Source organism: Guyparkeria sp. WRN-7 (genome assembly GCF_001641825.1).
Taxonomy (GTDB): Bacteria; Pseudomonadota; Gammaproteobacteria; order Halothiobacillales; family Halothiobacillaceae; genus Guyparkeria.
On the sequence record NZ_LRFH01000001.1, the window covers coordinates 19,441 to 37,114 of the forward strand.

Annotated in this window: 16 protein-coding genes; 5 read left to right on the forward strand and 11 right to left on the reverse strand. The window is 68.4% G+C overall.

Features of this window, described 5'->3' with window-relative positions:
* Window positions 1-8: 8 nt before the first annotated feature.
* A complete protein-coding gene (locus AWR35_RS00110; RefSeq protein WP_058573935.1) occupies window positions 9-1,247 on the reverse strand; it encodes a 3-deoxy-D-manno-octulosonic acid transferase in 1,239 nt (412 codons plus the stop codon).
* 160 nt (window positions 1,248-1,407) lie between these two features.
* On the opposite strand from AWR35_RS00110, the gene AWR35_RS00115 reads away from it, so the two are divergent.
* Window positions 1,408-2,301, forward strand: coding sequence for a hypothetical protein (locus AWR35_RS00115; RefSeq protein ID WP_058573936.1), 894 nt, complete (start codon window positions 1,408-1,410; stop codon window positions 2,299-2,301).
* On the opposite strand, the gene AWR35_RS00120 is transcribed toward AWR35_RS00115, so the two are convergent.
* A complete protein-coding gene (locus AWR35_RS00120; protein WP_058573963.1) occupies window positions 2,264-3,076 on the reverse strand; it encodes a glycosyltransferase family 2 protein in 813 nt (270 codons plus the stop codon). The genes AWR35_RS00115 and AWR35_RS00120 overlap by 38 nt on opposite strands.
* Before the next feature lie 99 nt (window positions 3,077-3,175).
* Here AWR35_RS00120 and AWR35_RS00125 point away from each other — a divergent pair, with 99 nt between their 5' ends.
* Window positions 3,176-4,243, forward strand: coding sequence for a glycosyltransferase (locus tag AWR35_RS00125; protein ID WP_058573937.1), 1,068 nt, complete (start codon window positions 3,176-3,178; stop codon window positions 4,241-4,243).
* Here the strand turns inward: AWR35_RS00125 and AWR35_RS00130 are convergent.
* Window positions 4,216-5,352, reverse strand: coding sequence for a glycosyltransferase family 4 protein (locus AWR35_RS00130; protein WP_231723526.1), 1,137 nt, complete (start codon window positions 5,350-5,352; stop codon window positions 4,216-4,218). The two genes, AWR35_RS00125 and AWR35_RS00130, sit on opposite strands and share 28 nt — an antisense overlap.
* 74 nt (window positions 5,353-5,426) lie before the next feature.
* Here AWR35_RS00130 and AWR35_RS00135 point away from each other — a divergent pair, with 74 nt between their 5' ends.
* Window positions 5,427-6,413: a mitochondrial fission ELM1 family protein gene (locus AWR35_RS00135; RefSeq protein ID WP_058573938.1), complete on the forward strand. Its 987-nt coding sequence runs from the start codon at window positions 5,427-5,429 to the stop codon at window positions 6,411-6,413.
* A gap of 22 nt (window positions 6,414-6,435) precedes the next feature.
* Here AWR35_RS00135 and AWR35_RS00140 read toward each other — a convergent pair whose 3' ends face one another.
* The 5 genes from AWR35_RS00140 to argS all read right to left on the reverse strand — a co-directional run bounded on the left by AWR35_RS00140 (window position 6,436) and on the right by argS (window position 11,914).
* Window positions 6,436-6,648 carry a zinc-finger domain-containing protein gene (locus AWR35_RS00140; protein ID WP_058573939.1) on the reverse strand — a complete coding sequence of 71 codons (213 nt, stop codon included), beginning with the start codon at window positions 6,646-6,648 and terminating at the stop codon, window positions 6,436-6,438.
* Entirely contained in the window at window positions 6,645-7,580 is a 936-nt protein-coding gene (locus AWR35_RS00145; RefSeq protein WP_058573940.1) for a branched-chain amino acid transaminase, read from the reverse strand. Before AWR35_RS00145 ends, AWR35_RS00140 begins: the two co-directional genes overlap by 4 nt.
* A 114-nt stretch (window positions 7,581-7,694) precedes the next feature.
* The gene (locus AWR35_RS00150) at window positions 7,695-9,380 is read right to left on the reverse strand and encodes a GGDEF domain-containing protein (RefSeq protein WP_197408083.1); all 1,686 of its coding nucleotides are present in this window, start codon (window positions 9,378-9,380) and stop codon (window positions 7,695-7,697) included.
* A gap of 193 nt (window positions 9,381-9,573) precedes the next feature.
* Window positions 9,574-10,146: an SPOR domain-containing protein gene (locus tag AWR35_RS00155; protein ID WP_058573942.1), complete on the reverse strand. Its 573-nt coding sequence runs from the start codon at window positions 10,144-10,146 to the stop codon at window positions 9,574-9,576.
* A 16-nt stretch (window positions 10,147-10,162) separates the two neighbouring features.
* Window positions 10,163-11,914 (reverse strand): arginine--tRNA ligase, encoded by a 1,752-nt coding sequence (gene argS, locus AWR35_RS00160; RefSeq protein WP_058573965.1) that lies wholly within the window; start codon window positions 11,912-11,914, stop codon window positions 10,163-10,165.
* Window positions 11,915-12,122: 208 nt separating this feature from the next.
* Here argS and folE point away from each other — a divergent pair, with 208 nt between their 5' ends.
* The gene (gene folE, locus AWR35_RS00165; RefSeq protein ID WP_082663801.1) at window positions 12,123-12,737 is read left to right on the forward strand and encodes a GTP cyclohydrolase I FolE; all 615 of its coding nucleotides are present in this window, start codon (window positions 12,123-12,125) and stop codon (window positions 12,735-12,737) included.
* Window positions 12,738-12,741: 4 nt separating this feature from the next.
* Window positions 12,742-13,470 carry an SDR family NAD(P)-dependent oxidoreductase gene (locus AWR35_RS00170; protein WP_058573943.1) on the forward strand — a complete coding sequence of 243 codons (729 nt, stop codon included), beginning with the start codon at window positions 12,742-12,744 and terminating at the stop codon, window positions 13,468-13,470.
* Between the two features lie 93 nt (window positions 13,471-13,563).
* On the opposite strand, the gene AWR35_RS00175 is transcribed toward AWR35_RS00170, so the two are convergent.
* The 3 genes from AWR35_RS00175 to AWR35_RS00185 form a co-directional block, all read right to left on the reverse strand.
* Window positions 13,564-14,352, reverse strand: coding sequence for an ABC transporter permease (locus AWR35_RS00175; protein WP_058573944.1), 789 nt, complete (start codon window positions 14,350-14,352; stop codon window positions 13,564-13,566).
* On the reverse strand, window positions 14,349-15,251 hold the full coding sequence (locus tag AWR35_RS00180; protein ID WP_231723527.1) for an ATP-binding cassette domain-containing protein: 903 nt from the start codon (window positions 15,249-15,251) through the stop codon (window positions 14,349-14,351). The genes AWR35_RS00175 and AWR35_RS00180 overlap by 4 nt, the downstream gene beginning before the upstream one ends.
* Before the next feature lie 162 nt (window positions 15,252-15,413).
* The gene (locus tag AWR35_RS00185; protein ID WP_058573946.1) at window positions 15,414-17,618 is read right to left on the reverse strand and encodes a PAS domain S-box protein; all 2,205 of its coding nucleotides are present in this window, start codon (window positions 17,616-17,618) and stop codon (window positions 15,414-15,416) included.
* Between the last annotated feature and the right edge of the window lie 56 nt (window positions 17,619-17,674).

Genomic DNA, 17,674 nt, shown 5'->3' on the forward strand with positions numbered 1-17,674 from the left:
CGGCCAGCTCAGTCGCCGGCCTCGAGCCACGTCGCCAGACGGTCGGCCAGCCGCTCGGCCGCGCCGCGATGACCGGCGATCACGGCACGAGCGCGCTCGCCAGCCGCCGCCCAGGGCGCCGGTGCATCGAAGCACTCGATCACCGCCGCAGCGAGTGACTCCGCGTCCGCCACCTCGCGCTCGCCGCCGGCATCCGCCAGTGCGGAGAACACCGCCCGGAAATTGTGCACATGAGGCCCCGTCAGCACGGCCCGTCCTACCGCCGCCGGCTCCAGCGGGTTGTGCCCGCCGACCGGTTCGAGCGAACCGCCCATGAAGACGACCGGCACCTCGGCGAAGCGCTCGCCCAGGATCCCGGCCCGGTCGATCACCTCAACGTCCGCATGCCCGGCCTGCCCGCCGGCCTGCCAAGGCCGCACCGAGAATCCCGCCGACTCGACCTGCCGCATGACCTCCGCGGCACGCTCCGGGTGGCGCGGCACCAGGATCAGGCGTGCATCGGGATACGATTCGCGAATGCGTGCCTGGGCCGCCAGCACCTGCGCCTCCTCGCCCGGGTGGGTACTGGCCGCCAGCCAGGTATGCGCCCGCTCGTCCGGGACGGGCGGTATCGTCTCGGCCACCGGCAGGTCGAACTTGAGATTGCCGCAATCGGCCGTCCGGGGCGCCCCCAGCGCGGCGAATCGCTCACGGTCCTGGTCGGACTGCGCGCAGATCAGATCGATACCGGCCAGCACCTCGCGCAGCAGCGGCCCGCCCCAGCGCCGGTATCGGGCAAAGGAGCGGTCGGAAAGGCGGGCGTTCGCGACCATCACCGGCACGCCGCGGCGGTTCGCCTCGCGCACCAGGTTGGGCCACAGCTCGGTCTCCATTACCACCATGACGCGCGGACGCAACCGCCGCAGCACGCGCCGCTGCACGCCTGCATAGTCGTAGGGGGCATAGAAGTGGGGCAGCCCGAGCGACCGGGCCGCCTCGGCACCGGTCTCGGTCGTGGTGCTCAAGACGATCGGCAGATCCGGCCAGCGCGCACGCAACGCCGCGACCAGCATCCCCGCCGCACGCGCCTCGCCCAGCGAGACGGCGTGCAGCCAGATACCGCCCTGCGGCAGCCCGTCGCGCAGCCGGCCGAACTGCTCGAACCGACGCCGTCGGCCGGAGCGAGCCTGCCGGTAGCGACGCCAGGCATCCCAGACGAGCCAGGGGGCAAGCAGGCCGAGCGCGAGTTGATACTGCCAGCGCCTCACGCCGACACCACGGGACCAGGAGACGACGAGGGCGGCCGGCAGACGAATCGATTCAAATGCATGTCGATCATTATCCCTGAGGGAGGGACCGATTGAACAGGCAAGGCAAGGTCGGCATGCGCATTCCTATTCGGCCGGCGCTTCCCTAAAATGCCAGCCCATGGACCACACGCCCGCCTCAACACGCCTGCGAGCCGCCCGCTTCGCCCTGTCGCTGCTGCCGCGCCTGATCGCGGCCCTGCCGCAGCGTGGCCGGCTGGCACTGGGGCGGTCGATGGGCTGGCTGATGGCGCGAGTGCTGCGAAAACGCCGCCACGTGATGCATGCCAACGTGGCGGTCGCCTTCCCGGAATGGAGCGCCGCGGCGCGCGAGACGTTGATCGAGACCCATTTCCAGCGACTCGGCGAGGGCATCTGCGAGGGATTCTGGGGCTGGTTCGGCGACCTCGAACGCGTTCCCGAGTACCGCATCATCGGGCTGGAGCATCTCGAGACGGCACAGGCCCGCGGCCAAGGCGTGATTCTCAACGCCGCCCATGTCGGCGACATGGAACTGGGCGTCTACTTCGTTTCGCGACATGCCCCGATACACGCCGTCTACCGCCCCAACAACAACCCGGCGATCGACAGCCTGATCAACCAGGGGCGGGAAAAGCACCTGGCCGACTTGATTCCGCGCGACGACACCCGTCGCATGGTGCGCGCCCTGCGTGCCGGCGGCGTGCTCTGGACCGCGCCGGACCAGAACTACCACGGCAAGACCAGTGCGTTCATCCCCTTCCTCGGCGTGCCGGCAGCCACCAACACCGCCATGCCGACGCTGGCCCGCATGGGACGCGCCACTATCCTGCCCTACCACGTGCGCCGCTTCGGCACCCGTTACGAGCTCGAGATCGAGGCACCGCTCGAGGGCATCCCCAGTGGCGACGATGTCGCCGACACCCGGCGCCTGGTCGAGCGGCTCGAGGCAGAGGTCCGGCGCCACCCCGAGATGTATCTCTGGGGGCACCGCCGCTTCAAGACCCTGCCCGAGGGCTATCCTCCGCTTTACTGACGGAGTCGGCCTTGCCGCAACGCTCCAGCTCCCAGAGCTTGGCCTGGCGCAAAAAGCGGCTGTAGGCATAGTTCATCGCGTAGATGTAGCCGACCAGGCCCGCCCGCCAGAAGCCCTTAGTGAAATAGCCAAGCAGGAACGAAAGCCAGAAGTCGGCCACCAGCCGCAACCCCGAGCCACGACGCCCCTTGCGGCGCATGTCCTCAGCCTGCATCGCCGTGTAGCCGTCCATCTTCTGCAGACGGTGCGACAGCGAGCGGGTCGAGTCGTGGGCAATCCGGCCGGAAAGCTCGCCGATGCGGGCGCCCTTCTCCATCTGCACCCGGTCGTGCACCGGGCTTTCGCTGTAGCGCCCCCGTGAGCGTCGGTACAGCCGCACCGGCAGGTACTGGGCCTTGCGACTGATCCGCTCGCTGCAGAGAAAGCGGTCGTGGATCGGCAGACGGAAGGCATCCTCGCCCGGGTCGCCCTCGAAACGTGCGGCGATCTCGTCGCGCAGCTCGGGCATCAGGCGCTCGTCGGCGTCGATATTGAGGACCCAGTCGTTGCGGGCCAGCTCCTCGGCGTACCGCTTCTGCCGCCCGTAACCCGGCCAGTCGTGGTGGACCACTCGCGCACCGAGCCCCTCGGCGATCGCCTCGGTACCGTCGCTGCTGCCGGAGTCGACGACGATCACCTCGTCGACAAGGTCGATCACGCTCTCGATGGCCGGGCCGACGCGGTCGGCCTCGTCCTGCGTGATGATCGTGACGGAAATGGGCAACTTCGGGGGCATCATCACCTCGGCGAAAAGGGGCGTGGCAACGCCATCTGCGGCGGTGCGATGTGAGATCATAGCAACACACGACACCCGAACCGGACGACACGCCTCGCGATGCGCATTGCCCAAGTCATGTTCAGCAAGGGGTTCGGCGGCGCCGAACGCTATTTCGTCGACCTGTGCCTGTCACTGGCCGAGCGCGGCCACGAGGTGCTGGCGATCACCCACCCGGAGTCGGCCAGCCGCCGTCATCTCGAAGGCAAGCCGCGGATCCGCGTGGTACCACTGCGGGTGCGTGGCAACCAAGACTGGCTCAAGCTCTGGCCGCTGGCGCGCGCCATCCGCGCATTCCGCCCCGACATCGTCGAGGCCCAGCTCAGCCGCGCCGGGCTGTACCTAGGACGCATCAAGCGCTGGCTGCCGGCGCCACTGGTCACTCACGTCCACAACTACCTCGACCTGAAATACTTCCGTCAGGTCGACTTCTTCACCGCGGCGACCGACGACCAGGCGCGTCACCTGCGCGAGCTGGGCGTGGCCGACGAGCGGGTCACGGTGGTGCCGAACTTCTCGATGTTCCCGCCGCGCGAACGCGCCGCCGGCGAGACGACCACGGCGGTGCAGCTGCTGGCGTTCGGCCGCTTCGTGCACAAGAAGGGCTTCGACGTCCTGCTCCGCGCGGTCGCCCGCCTGCCCGACCGAAACGCCTGGCGGCTGGTGCTGGCCGGCGACGGGCCGGACCGCGACAAGCTGAACGCGCTGGCCGACGAGCTCGGCATCCGTGACCGGGTCGACTTCCCCGGCTGGATGGAGGACGTCACGCCGCTGCTGGACCAGGCGGACCTGTTCGTCCTGCCCTCGCGCCACGAGCCCTTCGGCATCGTGGTGCTGGAAGCCATGGCGCGGGGCACCGCGATTGTCAGCACGCGAACCGAGGGGCCGGTGACCATCCTCGATTCGACCACTGGCTGGCTGTGCGCGATCGACGATGCCGCGGACATGGCCGCCCAGCTCGAGGAGGCCATCGGCAACGATGCCGCTCGGGCCGAGCGCGCCCAACAGGCTTTGGCGCGCTACCGCGAGCGTTATTACGTCGATGCCGTGCTGCCGCAGATGGAGGCCGGCTACCGCCAGGCCCTCGCGCTGACCGACGGTCAGGGGCGCTCGGCGGCGAGCGACTGATACAGGGCGAGCGTTTCGTCCTGCATGCGAGCCAGCGTGAACGGCACGGCCTCGGTCACGCTCGGCGCCCCGTCATGCCACCACTGCGCGAGCCGCTCGACCGCCTCGTCGACCGCGCCCGGTGCAATCCGGCCATCGGGGTAGACCTGCCGCAGCTGCTCGCCCACCCCACCGTGGTCGTAACCGAGCACCGGCCGCCCCAGAGCCAGCGCCTCGGTGACGGTGCGACCGAACGACTCGGGCTTGCGCGTCAGCGACAGCACCACGTCGCTGATCGACAGAATCTCGCGCAGATCCCCACGTGGGCCGAGCCAGGTGACGTCCTCATCAAGCCGGAGCTCGGCGATGCGCGCCTGGACATCCTGCCAGTACGCCTGCCGCCGCGGGTGCACCCCGCCGGCGAGCAACGCGTGCACCGGCACGCCCCGCGCCTTCAGCCCCTTGAGGATCTCGAGCAGGTCGCGATGCCCCTTCAATTGGGTGATCCGCCCCGGCAGGGTAATGAGCCAGCGGTCCGCCAGCGCGGGGTGCTCGGCGAAGAAGCGCTCGCGCCAGTCCGCATCCGGCCGGAAGGCGGGGTGATAGTCGGCCGGGTCGATCCCGCGGTAGATGCGCACGATCCGCTCGGGATCGACGTTTCTGTAGTTGCGGCGGATGTACTCGACGATGCTGTCGGAGACGGCGATGACCCGCTCGCCCTTGGTCATCACCGCACTGTAGCGGCCGGGCGAGTAGGCCCCGTGCACGGTGGTCACCAGGCCCGGTCGAGTGGCCGCCGTCATGCCCTTCCAGGCGAGATAGCCGATCCAGGCGGGCAAGCGCGAGCGCAGGTGCAGGATGTCGACCCCCTCGTCACGCAACAGGCGGCGCACGACGGGAATGTAGCGCAGGGTTGCCAGCGACTTGCGACCGACCGGCAGGGTGATGTGCTCGCCCCCCAGCGCCTCGAGCTCCTCGACCAGCCGGCCGCCCTCGGAGACGACGATGGCGCGATGACCGGCACGCACCAGCGCCTCGGCGATCTCGAGCGTGCCGCGCTCCACGCCGCCGCCGTCGAGGGCGGGCAGCATCTGCACCACGGTCAGTCGTTTCTGGTTGGCGGTCGTCACCGGGTGGTCTCCTCGATCGGTTCGCCGGCGGATGCCCGGCGCAAAAGGATGGCTTCGGAGGCTATCATGCCCGCATGCCGACACATCCCGACACCGTCAACGAGATCTGGGCCGTCACCACCGGCGAGGCGGGCATGGCCAACCAGGCCCGCGGCCTGGCCGAGGCCGTCGCCGAGTGCACCGGCTGGCCGGTGGTGCAGAAGACGATTCGTCTACCCCGCCCCTGGCGCTGGTTGCCGATGCACTGGGTGCCCGATCCGCTGGGCAAGCTCAGCCCCGACGCGGACCGACTCGCCCCGCCCTGGCCGCGGGTGCTGATCACCTGCGGCCGACGCAGTGCCGCCGCCTCGATCGCGGTACGCCGCGCCAGTGGCGGACGCTGCTTTACCGTCCACGTGCAGGATCCGCTGATCCCGCCGCGCCACTTCGACCTGGTGGTGCCGCCGCGCCACGACGGACTGACCGGGCCGAACGTCCTGCCAACGCGCGGGGCGATCCACCACGTCACCCAGGCCAAGCTCGATGAGGCGGCCAAAACCTTCCGCGCCAGTTTCGAGTCGCTGCCACGCCCGTGGATCGGGGTGCTGCTGGGCGGCTCCAACCGCACCATGACCCTCACGCCGGAAAAGACCCGCCAGATCGGCAAGCAGTTGGTCCAGGCCGCCCGAGACAGTGGCGGATCGATTATCGTCACGCCGTCGCGACGCACGGGGGAGGAAAACACGCAGGTGCTGGCAGAGACCATCGCGAACGTGCCACACCTGCTGTGGCGCGGCGAGGGACCGAACCCCTACTTCGGCATCCTGGGCCTGGCGGACTATCTGGCGGTCAGCGGCGATTCCGCCTCGATGGTCTCGGAGGCCGCCTCGACCGGGAAACCGCTGTACGTGATCGACTTCGGCCGCTACTCGAAACGCCTGGCGCGCTTTCACCGCGAGCTGCGCCAGGAAGGGGTGACGCGCGCCTTCGACGGCCGGCTCGAGCGCTGGGACTACCAGCCGGTGGACGACACCCGCGAGGTGGCTGAGATGATCTGCGAACGGGTGACGGACGCCGACTAGCGCCCGCCGTTTCGACCCCGAATCAGTCGACGAGCTTGTAGACCGCGCTGCAGTAGATGCAGCGGGCCTGGTCGCCCTTGTGCTCGAGGTGGATGTAGACCCGCGGGTGCGAGTTCCAGACGGCCTCTTCCTCGCGCGGGCAGTAGACCGGCAGGTCGGCCTGGGTCACCTCGATTACCCGGTCGGCGTTAGGGGTCTTGAAGTCCTGCGGGTGGGATGCGGTATCCGGATTCATGCACGTGCCTCCACGTAGTCGAGCCAGTTGTCTGCCAGCGGGGGATAGCGCCCCTCGACGAGATCGAAGTAGGTGCTCTGCAGGCGCTCGGTGATCGGGCCGCGCACGCCGCTGCCGATCGGCCGGTCGTCGACCTCGCGGATCGGGGTGACTTCGGCGGCGGTGCCGGTGAAGAACGCCTCGTCGGCGATGTAGACCTCGTCGCGGGTGATGCGCTTTTCCACCACCGGGATGCCGAACTTGTTCGCCAGCGCGATGATGGTCCGACGGGTGATGCCGTCGAGCGCGGCGGTCAGGTCCGGGGTGTAGAGCACGCCGTCGCGCACCAGGAAGATGTTCTCGCCCGAGCCCTCGGCGACGAAACCCTGCGTGTCGAGCAGCATCGCCTCGTCGTAGCCGGCGGCGGTGGCCTCGCGCAGCGCCAGCATGGAGTTCATGTAGGCGCCGTTCGCCTTGGCCTTGCACATGGTGACGTTGACGTGGTGGCGCGAGTAGCTCGAGGTGCGGATGCGGATGCCCTTCTCGATGTTCTCCGCACCGAGGTAGGCGCCCCAGTGCCAGGCGGCGACCATGACGTGCACCTTGAGGTTGTCGGCGCGCAGGCCCATGCCTTCGGAACCGTAGAAGGCCATCGGCCGGATGTAGGCGCTCTCCAGCCCGTTCTCGCGCACGACCTGGCGTTGCACCTCGTTGAGCTGGCTCTCGCTGTAGGGCAGCGTCATGCCGAGGATCTTGGCCGAGTTGTGCAGCCGGCGGGTGTGATCCTCGAGGCGGAAGATCGCGGTGCCCTGCTCGGTCTTGTAAGCGCGCACGCCCTCGAACACGCCCATGCCGTAATGCAGGGTGTGGGTGAGTACGTGGGTCTTGGCCTCGCGCCATTCGACCATCTCGCCGTCCAGCCAGATCAGGCCATCGCGATCTTCCATCGACATTGCAGTACGCCTCGCAGAGCAGTTAACCGGTGCCGCGCGCCGGCGACGAACCGCCGCGCGCAAACCCGCGAGTTTACCACTCCGAAGAGATTTCCGGCAGTGGCGACGGCAAGCCTAGTGCGCCAGCTCGACCCGGTCGCGGCCGCGCTGCTTGGCGTGGTAGAGCGCGGCATCCGCTCGCGCCAGCAGCGTATTGGCAGTGTCTCCGTCGCGGAGTTCGGCCACCCCGAGACTGACCGTCCCGCCGGGCCCCAGCTCCGAGGCGGAACCGGTTCGGTAGGCCTCGCGAATGCGTTCGGCCACGACCGTGGCCTGCGAGAGGTTCTGGCCGGGCAGGAGAATCACGAACTCCTCGCCACCGTAGCGGAAGCACATGTCCTCGTGACGGACGGTGGCCCGCATCACCCGGGCAAGACAGCGCAGCGCATCGTCCCCGGCCAGGTGGCCATAGCGGTCGTTGTAGTCCTTGAACAGATCCGTATCCAGGACGACCAGGCTCAGCGGTTGATGGTTGCGTGAGGCGGTGGCGATGGCTTGCTCGAGGCGCCGGTCCAGTGCACGCCGGTTGTACAGTCCGGTCAGGCCATCCTGCTCGCTGAGAAAGCGGTAGCGGTCGCGCTCTCGTTCGAGCACCGCCTCTTCCCGCTGCTTGTGGCGGATCCGGCTGCCCAGCGCGAAGGCGAGCAGCAGCGCCTGGGCGAGCGAGCCCAGCGGCAGCGCCACCGTCAACCACGCCGCGTAGGGCAGCACGCCGAGCAGCAACCCCAGGTAGAGCAGCACGGCGGCGGCAAACACCGCCCAACCCACGAGCAGGTTGAACGCCGGATGGAAACCGCGACGCATGGCACGCCAGGCCGCCCACAGGATGCACAGCACCGCCGCGATGGCGATGGCTGCCACGATCTCGAAGGAGATCACGCCGGGCAGCCAGGCCGAGGCAGGTACCGAGAAGACCGCCAGCCCCATGATGCCCAGCAGCACCGGGTCGAGCAGACGGTCGTCGCTCCGGGTACGCAGGAAACGTCGCACGAACCAGATCCCGGAAAGCACCATCAGGGCCACGGCCAGTTGCGCGTGCCCGGCCGGGGGAATCGACTGCAGGACACCGGGCAGAAGCGGCGTGAGGATGTTGTAGCGCAGCCCGATGTAGAGCACCGTTGCCGCGAGGAAGGCGGCGTACCCGAGGTAGGTGCGCTCGCGTACCGCCAGCATCAGGAAGAGGCTGTACGCCGCCATGCCCAGCATCGCCCCCAGATAGACGCCGAACAGCAGGTAGCGAACCAGCATCCGTGTCCGCTCGTCCTCCAGCGACCCGAGGGTGAGGCGCATGGCCGTCGGCCCATCGGCGCTCAAGTGCAGCAGGAACTCGCGCTCCCCCTCGAACATGGGAAGCAGGCGCCCCGGGTCACTGGGCATGGCGAGCAGGCCACCCGGACGCTCGGCCTCACGCAGCTCCAGCAGGATGGGCTCGCCACCCGGCCCCTCCGGCCCGACGAGGTAAAGACGGAAATCACGAAAGTACGGCCAGCGCACCGACAGCCAGCGACCGTCCCGGATCTCGCCGCCATCCACTCGCAGTCGCAACCAGACATGGCCCTGGAAGGGCCCGAGATTCAGGGTGGCCCGGGACATTGGGCGATAGTCGAGGTCGAGCGCCTCGACCGGGGAAACGTGCTGGTCGGCCGAAGCCCATTGCACCTGATTCAGGCGCGAGTCCTCGGCCTGAGCGAACGGTGCGAGCAGGAGAAGGGCCACCAGGATCGCCCATGACCACAGCAAGGCCGAACGACGCCCCCTCATCCAAACCATCGCACAGGCCGAGCGCGATCCACCTGCGCTCCATCCCGTGACATCCAAACACGGCATGCTCGATCCCCGCATCCGGCGGCATACGAGCCGCCCTGTCCGCGTCACCCCCATTCGGTGACACGATAATCCATTACATACGGGTCACTGTATTCCGGGCGCGGCCGTCGGGCAATAGTGGCGGTTGTCAGCCGGGGGCGCGGCGCGGCGGGGTCGTCTCGATGCCGGCCTCGTCGAGCTGGCGACGAACGGCGGGCACCTTCTTGCCGGGGAGGGGCCCCAGGATCACACGGTGATACTGGCGACCGTCGACGGTAGCGGTCGCCACGCGACTTTCCACACCCAGGAGTGCCAGCGCCGCCTTGCGGGCATCGGCATCCTTGGCCTTGCGGAACGAACCGGCCTGGATCAGGTAGCCGGTTTCGGCGTCGAGGCTCGGCTCGTCCGGCACGGCGGGCGCGTCCTCCTGCTCGGGCCTCGACGCTGGCGGGGGCTGGTTGCCCTCCTCGGGCAGGAGGGTATAGAACTGGAATTCGGATTCCGGCGCGACCGGTTGCTTTTCGGGCGGCTTCTCGACACTGCGGGTGTCCGTCTGCCCCGTCTCGGAGACGGCCGACCGACTGTTCTTCTCCGCGGTCAACCGGGCCAGGACGGCCACCAGGGCCACCAGCAGAACGAGCGCGATCAGCAGCGCCCACTTCGCGCCGCGGTTGCCGTTCGAACGCGGGCGGTTCACCTTCTTTCGCCCCCGGTTGCTCATCGCCGCATCCCCCCGCTCACATCTCGTCCGGAGCGTTGACGCCGAGCAGCGTCAGGCCGTTGGCCAGCACCTGGCGCGTGGCCACGACCAGGTTGAGACGTGCATTACGCAGCGGGGCATCATCGCCGAGCAGGAAGGCGTGGGCGTTGTAGTAGCTGTGAAAGTCCTGGGCGAGATCACGCAGGTAGTGCACCAGCTGATGCGGCTCGTGCGCCTTGGCGGCCCGCTCGACCAGCGCCGGGTACTGCGACAGGCGCTTGAACAGCGCCTGCTCGTGCGATTCGGTCAGGCGCGCGTAGGCATCGCGGCCGGCCTCCGGTTCGTGCTCGAAACCGCGCAGCGGCAGCTGTCGCAGCACCGAGGCCACCCGCGCGTGGGCGTACTGGATGTAGTAGAGCGGGTTCTCGTTGCTCTGGCTCTTGGCCAGGTCCAGGTCGAAGTCGAGGTGCTGGTTGGCCGCGCGCATCACATAAAAGAAGCGTGCCGCATCGTTGCCGACCTCCTCGCGCAGTTCGCGCAGGGTGACGAAGCTGCCCGAGCGGGTCGACATCGGCACCCGCTCGCCGCCGCGATACAGGATGGCGAACTGCACCAGCGAGACGGTCAGCCGGTCAGCCGGCTTGCCCAGCGCGGTCATCGCCGCCTTCACGCGCGGCACGTAGCCATGGTGGTCGGCACCCCAGATGTCGATCACCTCGTCGAAACCGCGATCGAACTTGTCGAGGTGATAAGCGATGTCGGAGGCGAAATAGGTGGTCTGGCCGTTGTCGCGGCGCACCACGCGATCCTTGTCGTCGCCGAAGTCCGTCGAGCGGAACCACAGCGCCCCGTCGCGCTCGTAGAGGAGCCCCTCGGCCTCGAGCCGCTCGATGGCGCGCTCGACCAGGCCGCGATCGGCCAGGCTCTGCTCGGAGTACCAGTTGTCGTAGGAGACACCGAATTCGGCCAGATCCTCGCGGATGTCCGACAGGATCGCGTCGAGGGCCGCGCGGAAGACGATCTGGTAATCCGTCTCGCCGAGGAGCTCGCGCATGCGCTCGATCAGCGCGTCGATATGGCGCTCCTTGTCGCCATTCGGCGCATCCTCGGGCAGGTCGGCGAACACCTTGGCCGATTCCGCCACCAACCGGTCCCCGTGCTCCTCGGCCAGCGCCCGGGCAATGTCCAGGATGTAGCCCTCGGAGCGATAGCCGTTGGACGGGAACTCGATGTGCTCGCCGCGGGCCTCGAGGTAGCGCAGCCAGACGCTGACCGCGAGGATGTGCATCTGCCGGCCGGCATCGTTGACGTAGTACTCGCGCTCGACCTCGGCGCCGACCGCCTCGAGGAGGTTGGCGACCACCGAACCATAGGCCGCGCCACGGCCGTGGCCGACGTGCAACGGGCCGGTGGGGTTGGCCGAGACGAACTCCACCTGCACCCGCTCGCCGGCGGCGGCCGTCGAGCGGCCGAAGCGCTCACCCTCCTCGAGGATGCGGTCGATCAGGGCGAAGGCCGCACCGGCCTCGACGAAGAAGTTCATGAAGCCGGGGCCGGCGATCTCGATCCGCTCGACACCCTGCTGGTCGGCGAATGCCTCGACGATGCGCTCGGCAATCGCCCGCGGCGGCTGCTTCATCGGCTTGGCCAGCTGCATGGCAAGATTGCTGGCAAAATCGCCGTGCGCCGAATCCTTCGGCACGGTCAGCACCGGGCGCACTGCCGCCTCGGCGGGCAGGTCGCCATTGTCGACGAATTGCTGGCAGATGGCCTGGAGACGTTGTTCGATTACAGCCTTCACGGGCGGGCGGACCCCTTGGTATGAGAACGGTCAAAGGACATCGGGCGAGTGCCGGATATCAGACGGAACGCGACAGTTTAGCGGCAAGCGCCGGCCCAACCAACCGCCAGCCGCCCGCAGGCGCGGACATGGCCGCTGGCAACCTGCTAAAGTCTGCGCCTAGATTTTCGAGCGTTTTACTGAGAGAAACCCCGACATGGCAGCCTTGCACGAGGACGACTTCCCCGAACCGGTCGGCGCGGACGAAAAGCGCGTCGACAACATCGCCGGCGCGGTCAAGACCATTCTCGCCGAACTGGGCGAGGATACCGGCCGCGAGGGCCTGACCGACACGCCCAAGCGGGTCGCCAAGGCATTGCTCTACCTCACCCAGGGGCTGGACCAGCGCCTGGAAAGCGCGATCGGCAATGCGCTGTTCGACTCGAGCAACGACGAGATGGTCGTGGTGCGCAACATCGAGTTCTTCAGCCTGTGCGAGCACCACATGCTGCCGATCATCGGCCACGTCGACATCGGTTACCTGCCGCAGGGCAAGGTGCTGGGGCTTTCCAAGCTCGCGCGGGTGGTCGACCTGTACGCCCGCCGGCTGCAGATCCAGGAGAACATGACCCAGCAGATCGCCGAGGCCATCGAATCCGCCACCGGGGCGGCCGGCGTGGCCGTCCAGGTGCGTGCGGCACACATGTGCATGGCGATGCGTGGTGTCGAGAAGGTCGAGTCGGAAACGGTCACCTCGCGCATGACCGGCCAGTTCCGCGAGAGCGCCGCCACGCGCAACGAGTTCCTGCAACTGGTCGGGCGCCGGGGCTGAGCCGATGAGCCAGCAGACCATTCTGATCACCGGCGTCACTCGCCGGGTGGGCGCCCACCTTGCCGAGCATCTGCTGGATGCCGGTCACCGCGTGATCGGCACGTATCGTCGCGAGACCGATGCCCTGCGGATGCTGATCGACAAGGGTCTGATCGCCTTGCCGCTCGATCTGCTCGAGCGCGACCGGCTGGACGCCTTCGCCGACACGGTGGCCGAGCGGACCGACCGGCTCGACCTGGTCGTTCACAACGCCTCGATCTGGCATGGCGACGCCGACTGCAAGGCGGACCCGCAACTGGCCACCGCCATGTACACGGTGCATGTCACCAGCCCGATCGAACTGACCGAGGCGCTGCAGCGCGCCCTTCCCGCCCGCGAGCGTGACGACGGCCGGGCCGATCGCCAGGTGGTATTCCTCACCGATGCACACATCGACGAAGGCGAGCCCAACCACATCCATTACATCGCCTCCAAGGCGGCGATCGAGAGCTCGATCCGCTCGCTGGCGCTGCGCTACGCCCCGCACACGCGGGTCAATGCCATCGCGCCGGGCCTGCTGATGTTCCACCCCGAGGACGATGCCGACTACCGTCACCAGCGCCTAGCCCGCCGGCTGCTGCCGTTCGAACCGGGGCCGGGCGTGGTGGCCGAGACCATCGACTACCTGATGGCCTGTCCGCTGATCAACCAGGCAGTGATTCGGCTGGATACCGGGAGACGCTGGGAGAGCTGACGGGCCCGACGTCGGGTCGCGGTGGTGACTTTGTCGACCTCGCCGTCGAGCCGTTCCTCTGAGGTCTGCTTTCCTGTCTCCAGCCTCTCGGCCTTAGTCCCACAGCCGCCGGCGCACCAACGCCACGGCGACGTAGTAGGCGACGACGGCAAAGCCGGCCAGCACGGCCAGATGCACGAGCAGATGCTCGACGGGCTCGCCGACGATCAGCGGGCGAATCACCTCGATGGCATGGGTCAGCGGCAACAGCAGGACGGCCGTCTGCATCCACTCGGGCAGGGTCTCGATCGGAAAGAACACGCCGGAGAGCATGAACATCGGCGTGACCACCAGTACGAAATAGTAGTTGAAGAAGTCGTAGTTGTCGGCGATGGCGGTCATGATGATCGCCGGCCCGGCGAACGCCAGACCGAGCAGGAACACCACCGGCAGCGCCCACAGCGCGGCCCAGCCGCCCGGCACCGCGCCGAGCAGCGCGGCGACGATCAGGATCGCCACCGCACTCAGCAGCCCCTTGAACGCCGCCCAGATCGTCTCGCCGAGGATGATGTCGTCGATATCCAGCGGGGTGGCCATGATGGCGTCGAAGGTCTTCTGCGGCACCATCCGCGTGTACACCGAGTACATGCCCTCGAAGCTCACCGAGATCATCGCCGAGGAGGCGACGATGCCCGAGGCCAGGAACACCAGATACGGCAGCCCGCCGATATCGCCGACCAGGGCGCCGAGACCGATACCCAGGCCCAGCAGGTAGATCACCGGCTCGCCGAAATTGAGCACGATCGCCGGGCCGAGCAGCTTGCGCCAGACCAGGAAGTTGCGGGCGAACACCGCGAAGGCCGCCGATCTTGCCCGCGGCAGTTGCCAGATCGAGCGTTTCATTCGCGCAGCTCCCGGCCGGTGAGGTGCAGGAACACGTCCTCCAGCCCGGCGCGACGGTGGATGACGGTCAGGCCGTCGGGCTGACCGAGGAAATCGAGGATCGGCGCCGGCGCACTGGTGTAGACGTAGACGGCCGTGCCATGTCGTTCGACCCGCAGCGCCATTGAAGTCAACGTCGCGAACACCCCGTCGCTCACCGAGCCGCGCAGCTCAATCACGTCGGGCTCGACGTGTCGTTGGATCAGCTGCCCGGGCGAGCCCTGGTCGAGGATGCGGCCATGATCCATCACCACCAGCTCGTCGCAGAGCCGCTCGGCCTCTTCCATGTAGTGGGTGGTCAACACCAGGGTCACGCCGCGGGCGCGCAGCTCGGCCAGGCGCCCCCAGATGACGTGGCGCACCTGCGGGTCGAGGCCGGAAGTGGGTTCGTCGAGGACCACCACCTCGGGGTCGTTCACCAGCGCCCGGGCGATGGTCAGCCGCCGCTGCATGCCGCCACTCAGCTGGTCGACCCGGGCATCGGCCTTGTGGGTGAGGTTGGCGAATTCGAGCAGCCGATCGACGCGCGCGGCCACCTCGTGACGGGCCAGACCGAAAAAGCGGGCGTACATGAACAGGTTCTCGCGCACGGTGAAATCCGGGTCGAGATTGTCGCCTTGCGGCACCAGACCGACGCGGGCGCGGATCGCCCGGGCCTCCGCCGGAAGCGCATGACCGAGAACGGACAACTCGCCGGCATCGAAGTCCGCCAGCCCCATCAACATCTTGAGCGTGGTCGTCTTGCCCGCCCCGTTGGGACCGAGAAAGCCGAAGCAGCGGCCGGCAGGGATGTCGAAGGAGACGTCATCCACGGCACGCAGCTCGCCGAAGCACTTGAGCAGACCGCGTGCGGAGATCACCGGTTGCGTGGTGGCGAAAGGTGACGTTTTCGGGGCAACAGGCGGCATGAGGCAAGAAGGTCTTTCGATGGCGGTCCGGGATGATGGTCGATGCCTCGGGGCGATGCAAACCTCGCAGGCAACCTGGAAGGCCGGCTCGCGTCGTCGCGAGTTGATCCGCGATCAGTCTTCCGGGCCGACACGCACCGCCACGCCGGCGATCAGGCTGAAACGGCCCGACTCGTCGCGAATCGGCGTCAGCGTGGTCCGCCACTCCGAGCGCCCGGCAGGCAGATCGAGGGTCTCCCGGTAGCGGATCGGCGCAGCGGCCTCGAGACAGCGCCGGTACTGGGTGACCACGTGACGGGCGTTGTCGGCCGACAGCACGTCCTCGGGGGTGGCGCCAACCAACGATTCGCGCGCCAGACCGGTGGTGCGCTCGTGCGCCGGGTTGCTGGCGAGAAAGCGGAATCCGCCATCGGCCTCGACCCGCACCAGGAAGATCGCGTCCTCGACCCCCTCGACGATGGAGCGGTAGAGGCGCTCGCTCTCGGCCAGACGGGACTCCAGCGTGACCGTCTCGCGCGAGTCGATCAACGCCCCGACCACGCGCTCGGGACGACCGGCCTCGTCACGCAGCAAGCGGGCGTGATCCGTCACCCAGAGCGCGCTGCCGTCCGGGCGTAGCAATCGGTACCGGCTGCGCTTGCGATCGTTATGCCACCGGGAGAAGTCCGCCTCGGCCATCGCGCGCTCGCGATCGGCGGGGTGCAGGGTCTGCTCCCACCAGTCTGGCCCGTCGATCAGCGCATCCGGCTGGTAACCGAGGATTTCCTCGATATTGGCACTGACGTATTCGAGCCGGTCCGGCACATCGGCAAGGTAGGTGTAGATCACCGCCGGGCTCGCGGCGAGAAACGCGTCGAGCCGGTCACGCTCGGCCTGGGCCACGGCCGCCGCCCGCCGTTCGCGATCAACATCCTGGAAGAACCACCACAGGCGGGCCGGGCCACCGGCCTCGCCGCGGATCGGCACTACCTGCACCCGGAACCAGCCGGCTTCGCCATACAGCGCCGGCAGTTTCAAGGCACCATTCCAGCGTTCACCGCGGGCGATGGCCCGCTCGAACGCCTCCAGCTGCAGGCCCGACAGCCCGCGCACGCTCCAGCCCAGCGGCGCCTCGGCATCCCGCGGCCCGAAGGTGCGCCGGAACGCCTCGTTGGTCAGCAGGGACCGCCCCTGCATATCGGTGAGCTCCAGCGGCTGCGGGCTCAGCTCGAACAACGCATCCCGCTCGGCTTCGGCCTGGTCGACCACCACCATCCAGCGCGTGCCCTGCCAGCGCGAAAGCAGCCACAGGGCCAGCGAGGTCAGGGCGATCGCGACGATGACGGCCGTTGCCAGGGTCACCAGGCGCTGCTGCATGGCGGTGTACAGATCGTTGATCGACTCGACCGCCAGCAGCCGGGCCGGCACCCCGTCTCCCTGCTCGACCAGCGGCACCGATCGTGAGACCGCCAGCCAGTGCACGCCATCGGCAGTAAATCGCCATCGTGCCGGCGGGCTGCTGTCGACCAGGCCCAGTGCCGCCTCCAGCCCCGGATGATCGACGGCCGGGCCGTCGAGGTAGTACGCCCCGCTGCCTATCGGGGCCATGTTGCGCTCCTCGCGCATTTCCGCCCAGATGTTCGCTTCGGCCAGATCGGCAGGCAGCAGCAGCGCGGCTCTCGCATCGCGGCTCGAGGACAGGTAGCGGTCGATCGGGGTGATGCCGGTCCCCACCTCGACGGTGCCAACGACGCGGCTGGAGCCACCGGGGTTGGGTGCCCAGACCGGCTCGACCGCCCGGAACCCGGAATAGACCCGACCGACCTCGAAGCCGACCGCGCCCTCGCCGCTGCGATAAACCCGCGCCAGCAGGGGCCGGAGGGATGCCAGCTCGTCGCCGAACCGCTCCGGGGCATGCACACGCAGGAAACTGACCGCCTCGGGCCCCAGATGGAACTGCAGCACCCGGTCTTCGCCATAGATCAGCTCGGTGGCGATCGGGGTGACCGCATGAGCCAGCTCCCGCCGGAGCTCGGCCGCCTCCTCGCCGCCTCCACCGCCGCCCTCAAGGACGACCATCGGTCGGGCGCGGGAAAGAATCTCGCGCACACGCTCGTCCCGGGCGAGAATCCGGGCGATCCGCGCCAGCTCGGCCTGACGGCTCTCAAGCGCGTAGTCGGTGGTCTCGAGCAGGCGGTCGGCCCGATCCGCCACCACCTGCTCGTATTCCTCCTCGATCGCCAGCGCGCCAAAGATACCCAGCGCCAACCAGCCGGCCAGCACCATCAGCCAGACGCCACGAAGCCCCGGCCGCCGCGCATTCAGCGGCGGTTGCGGCATGGATACGTCCTTGTTTCCGCGTGCTTCCATCCGGTCGATTATCACGCATTTGCCGC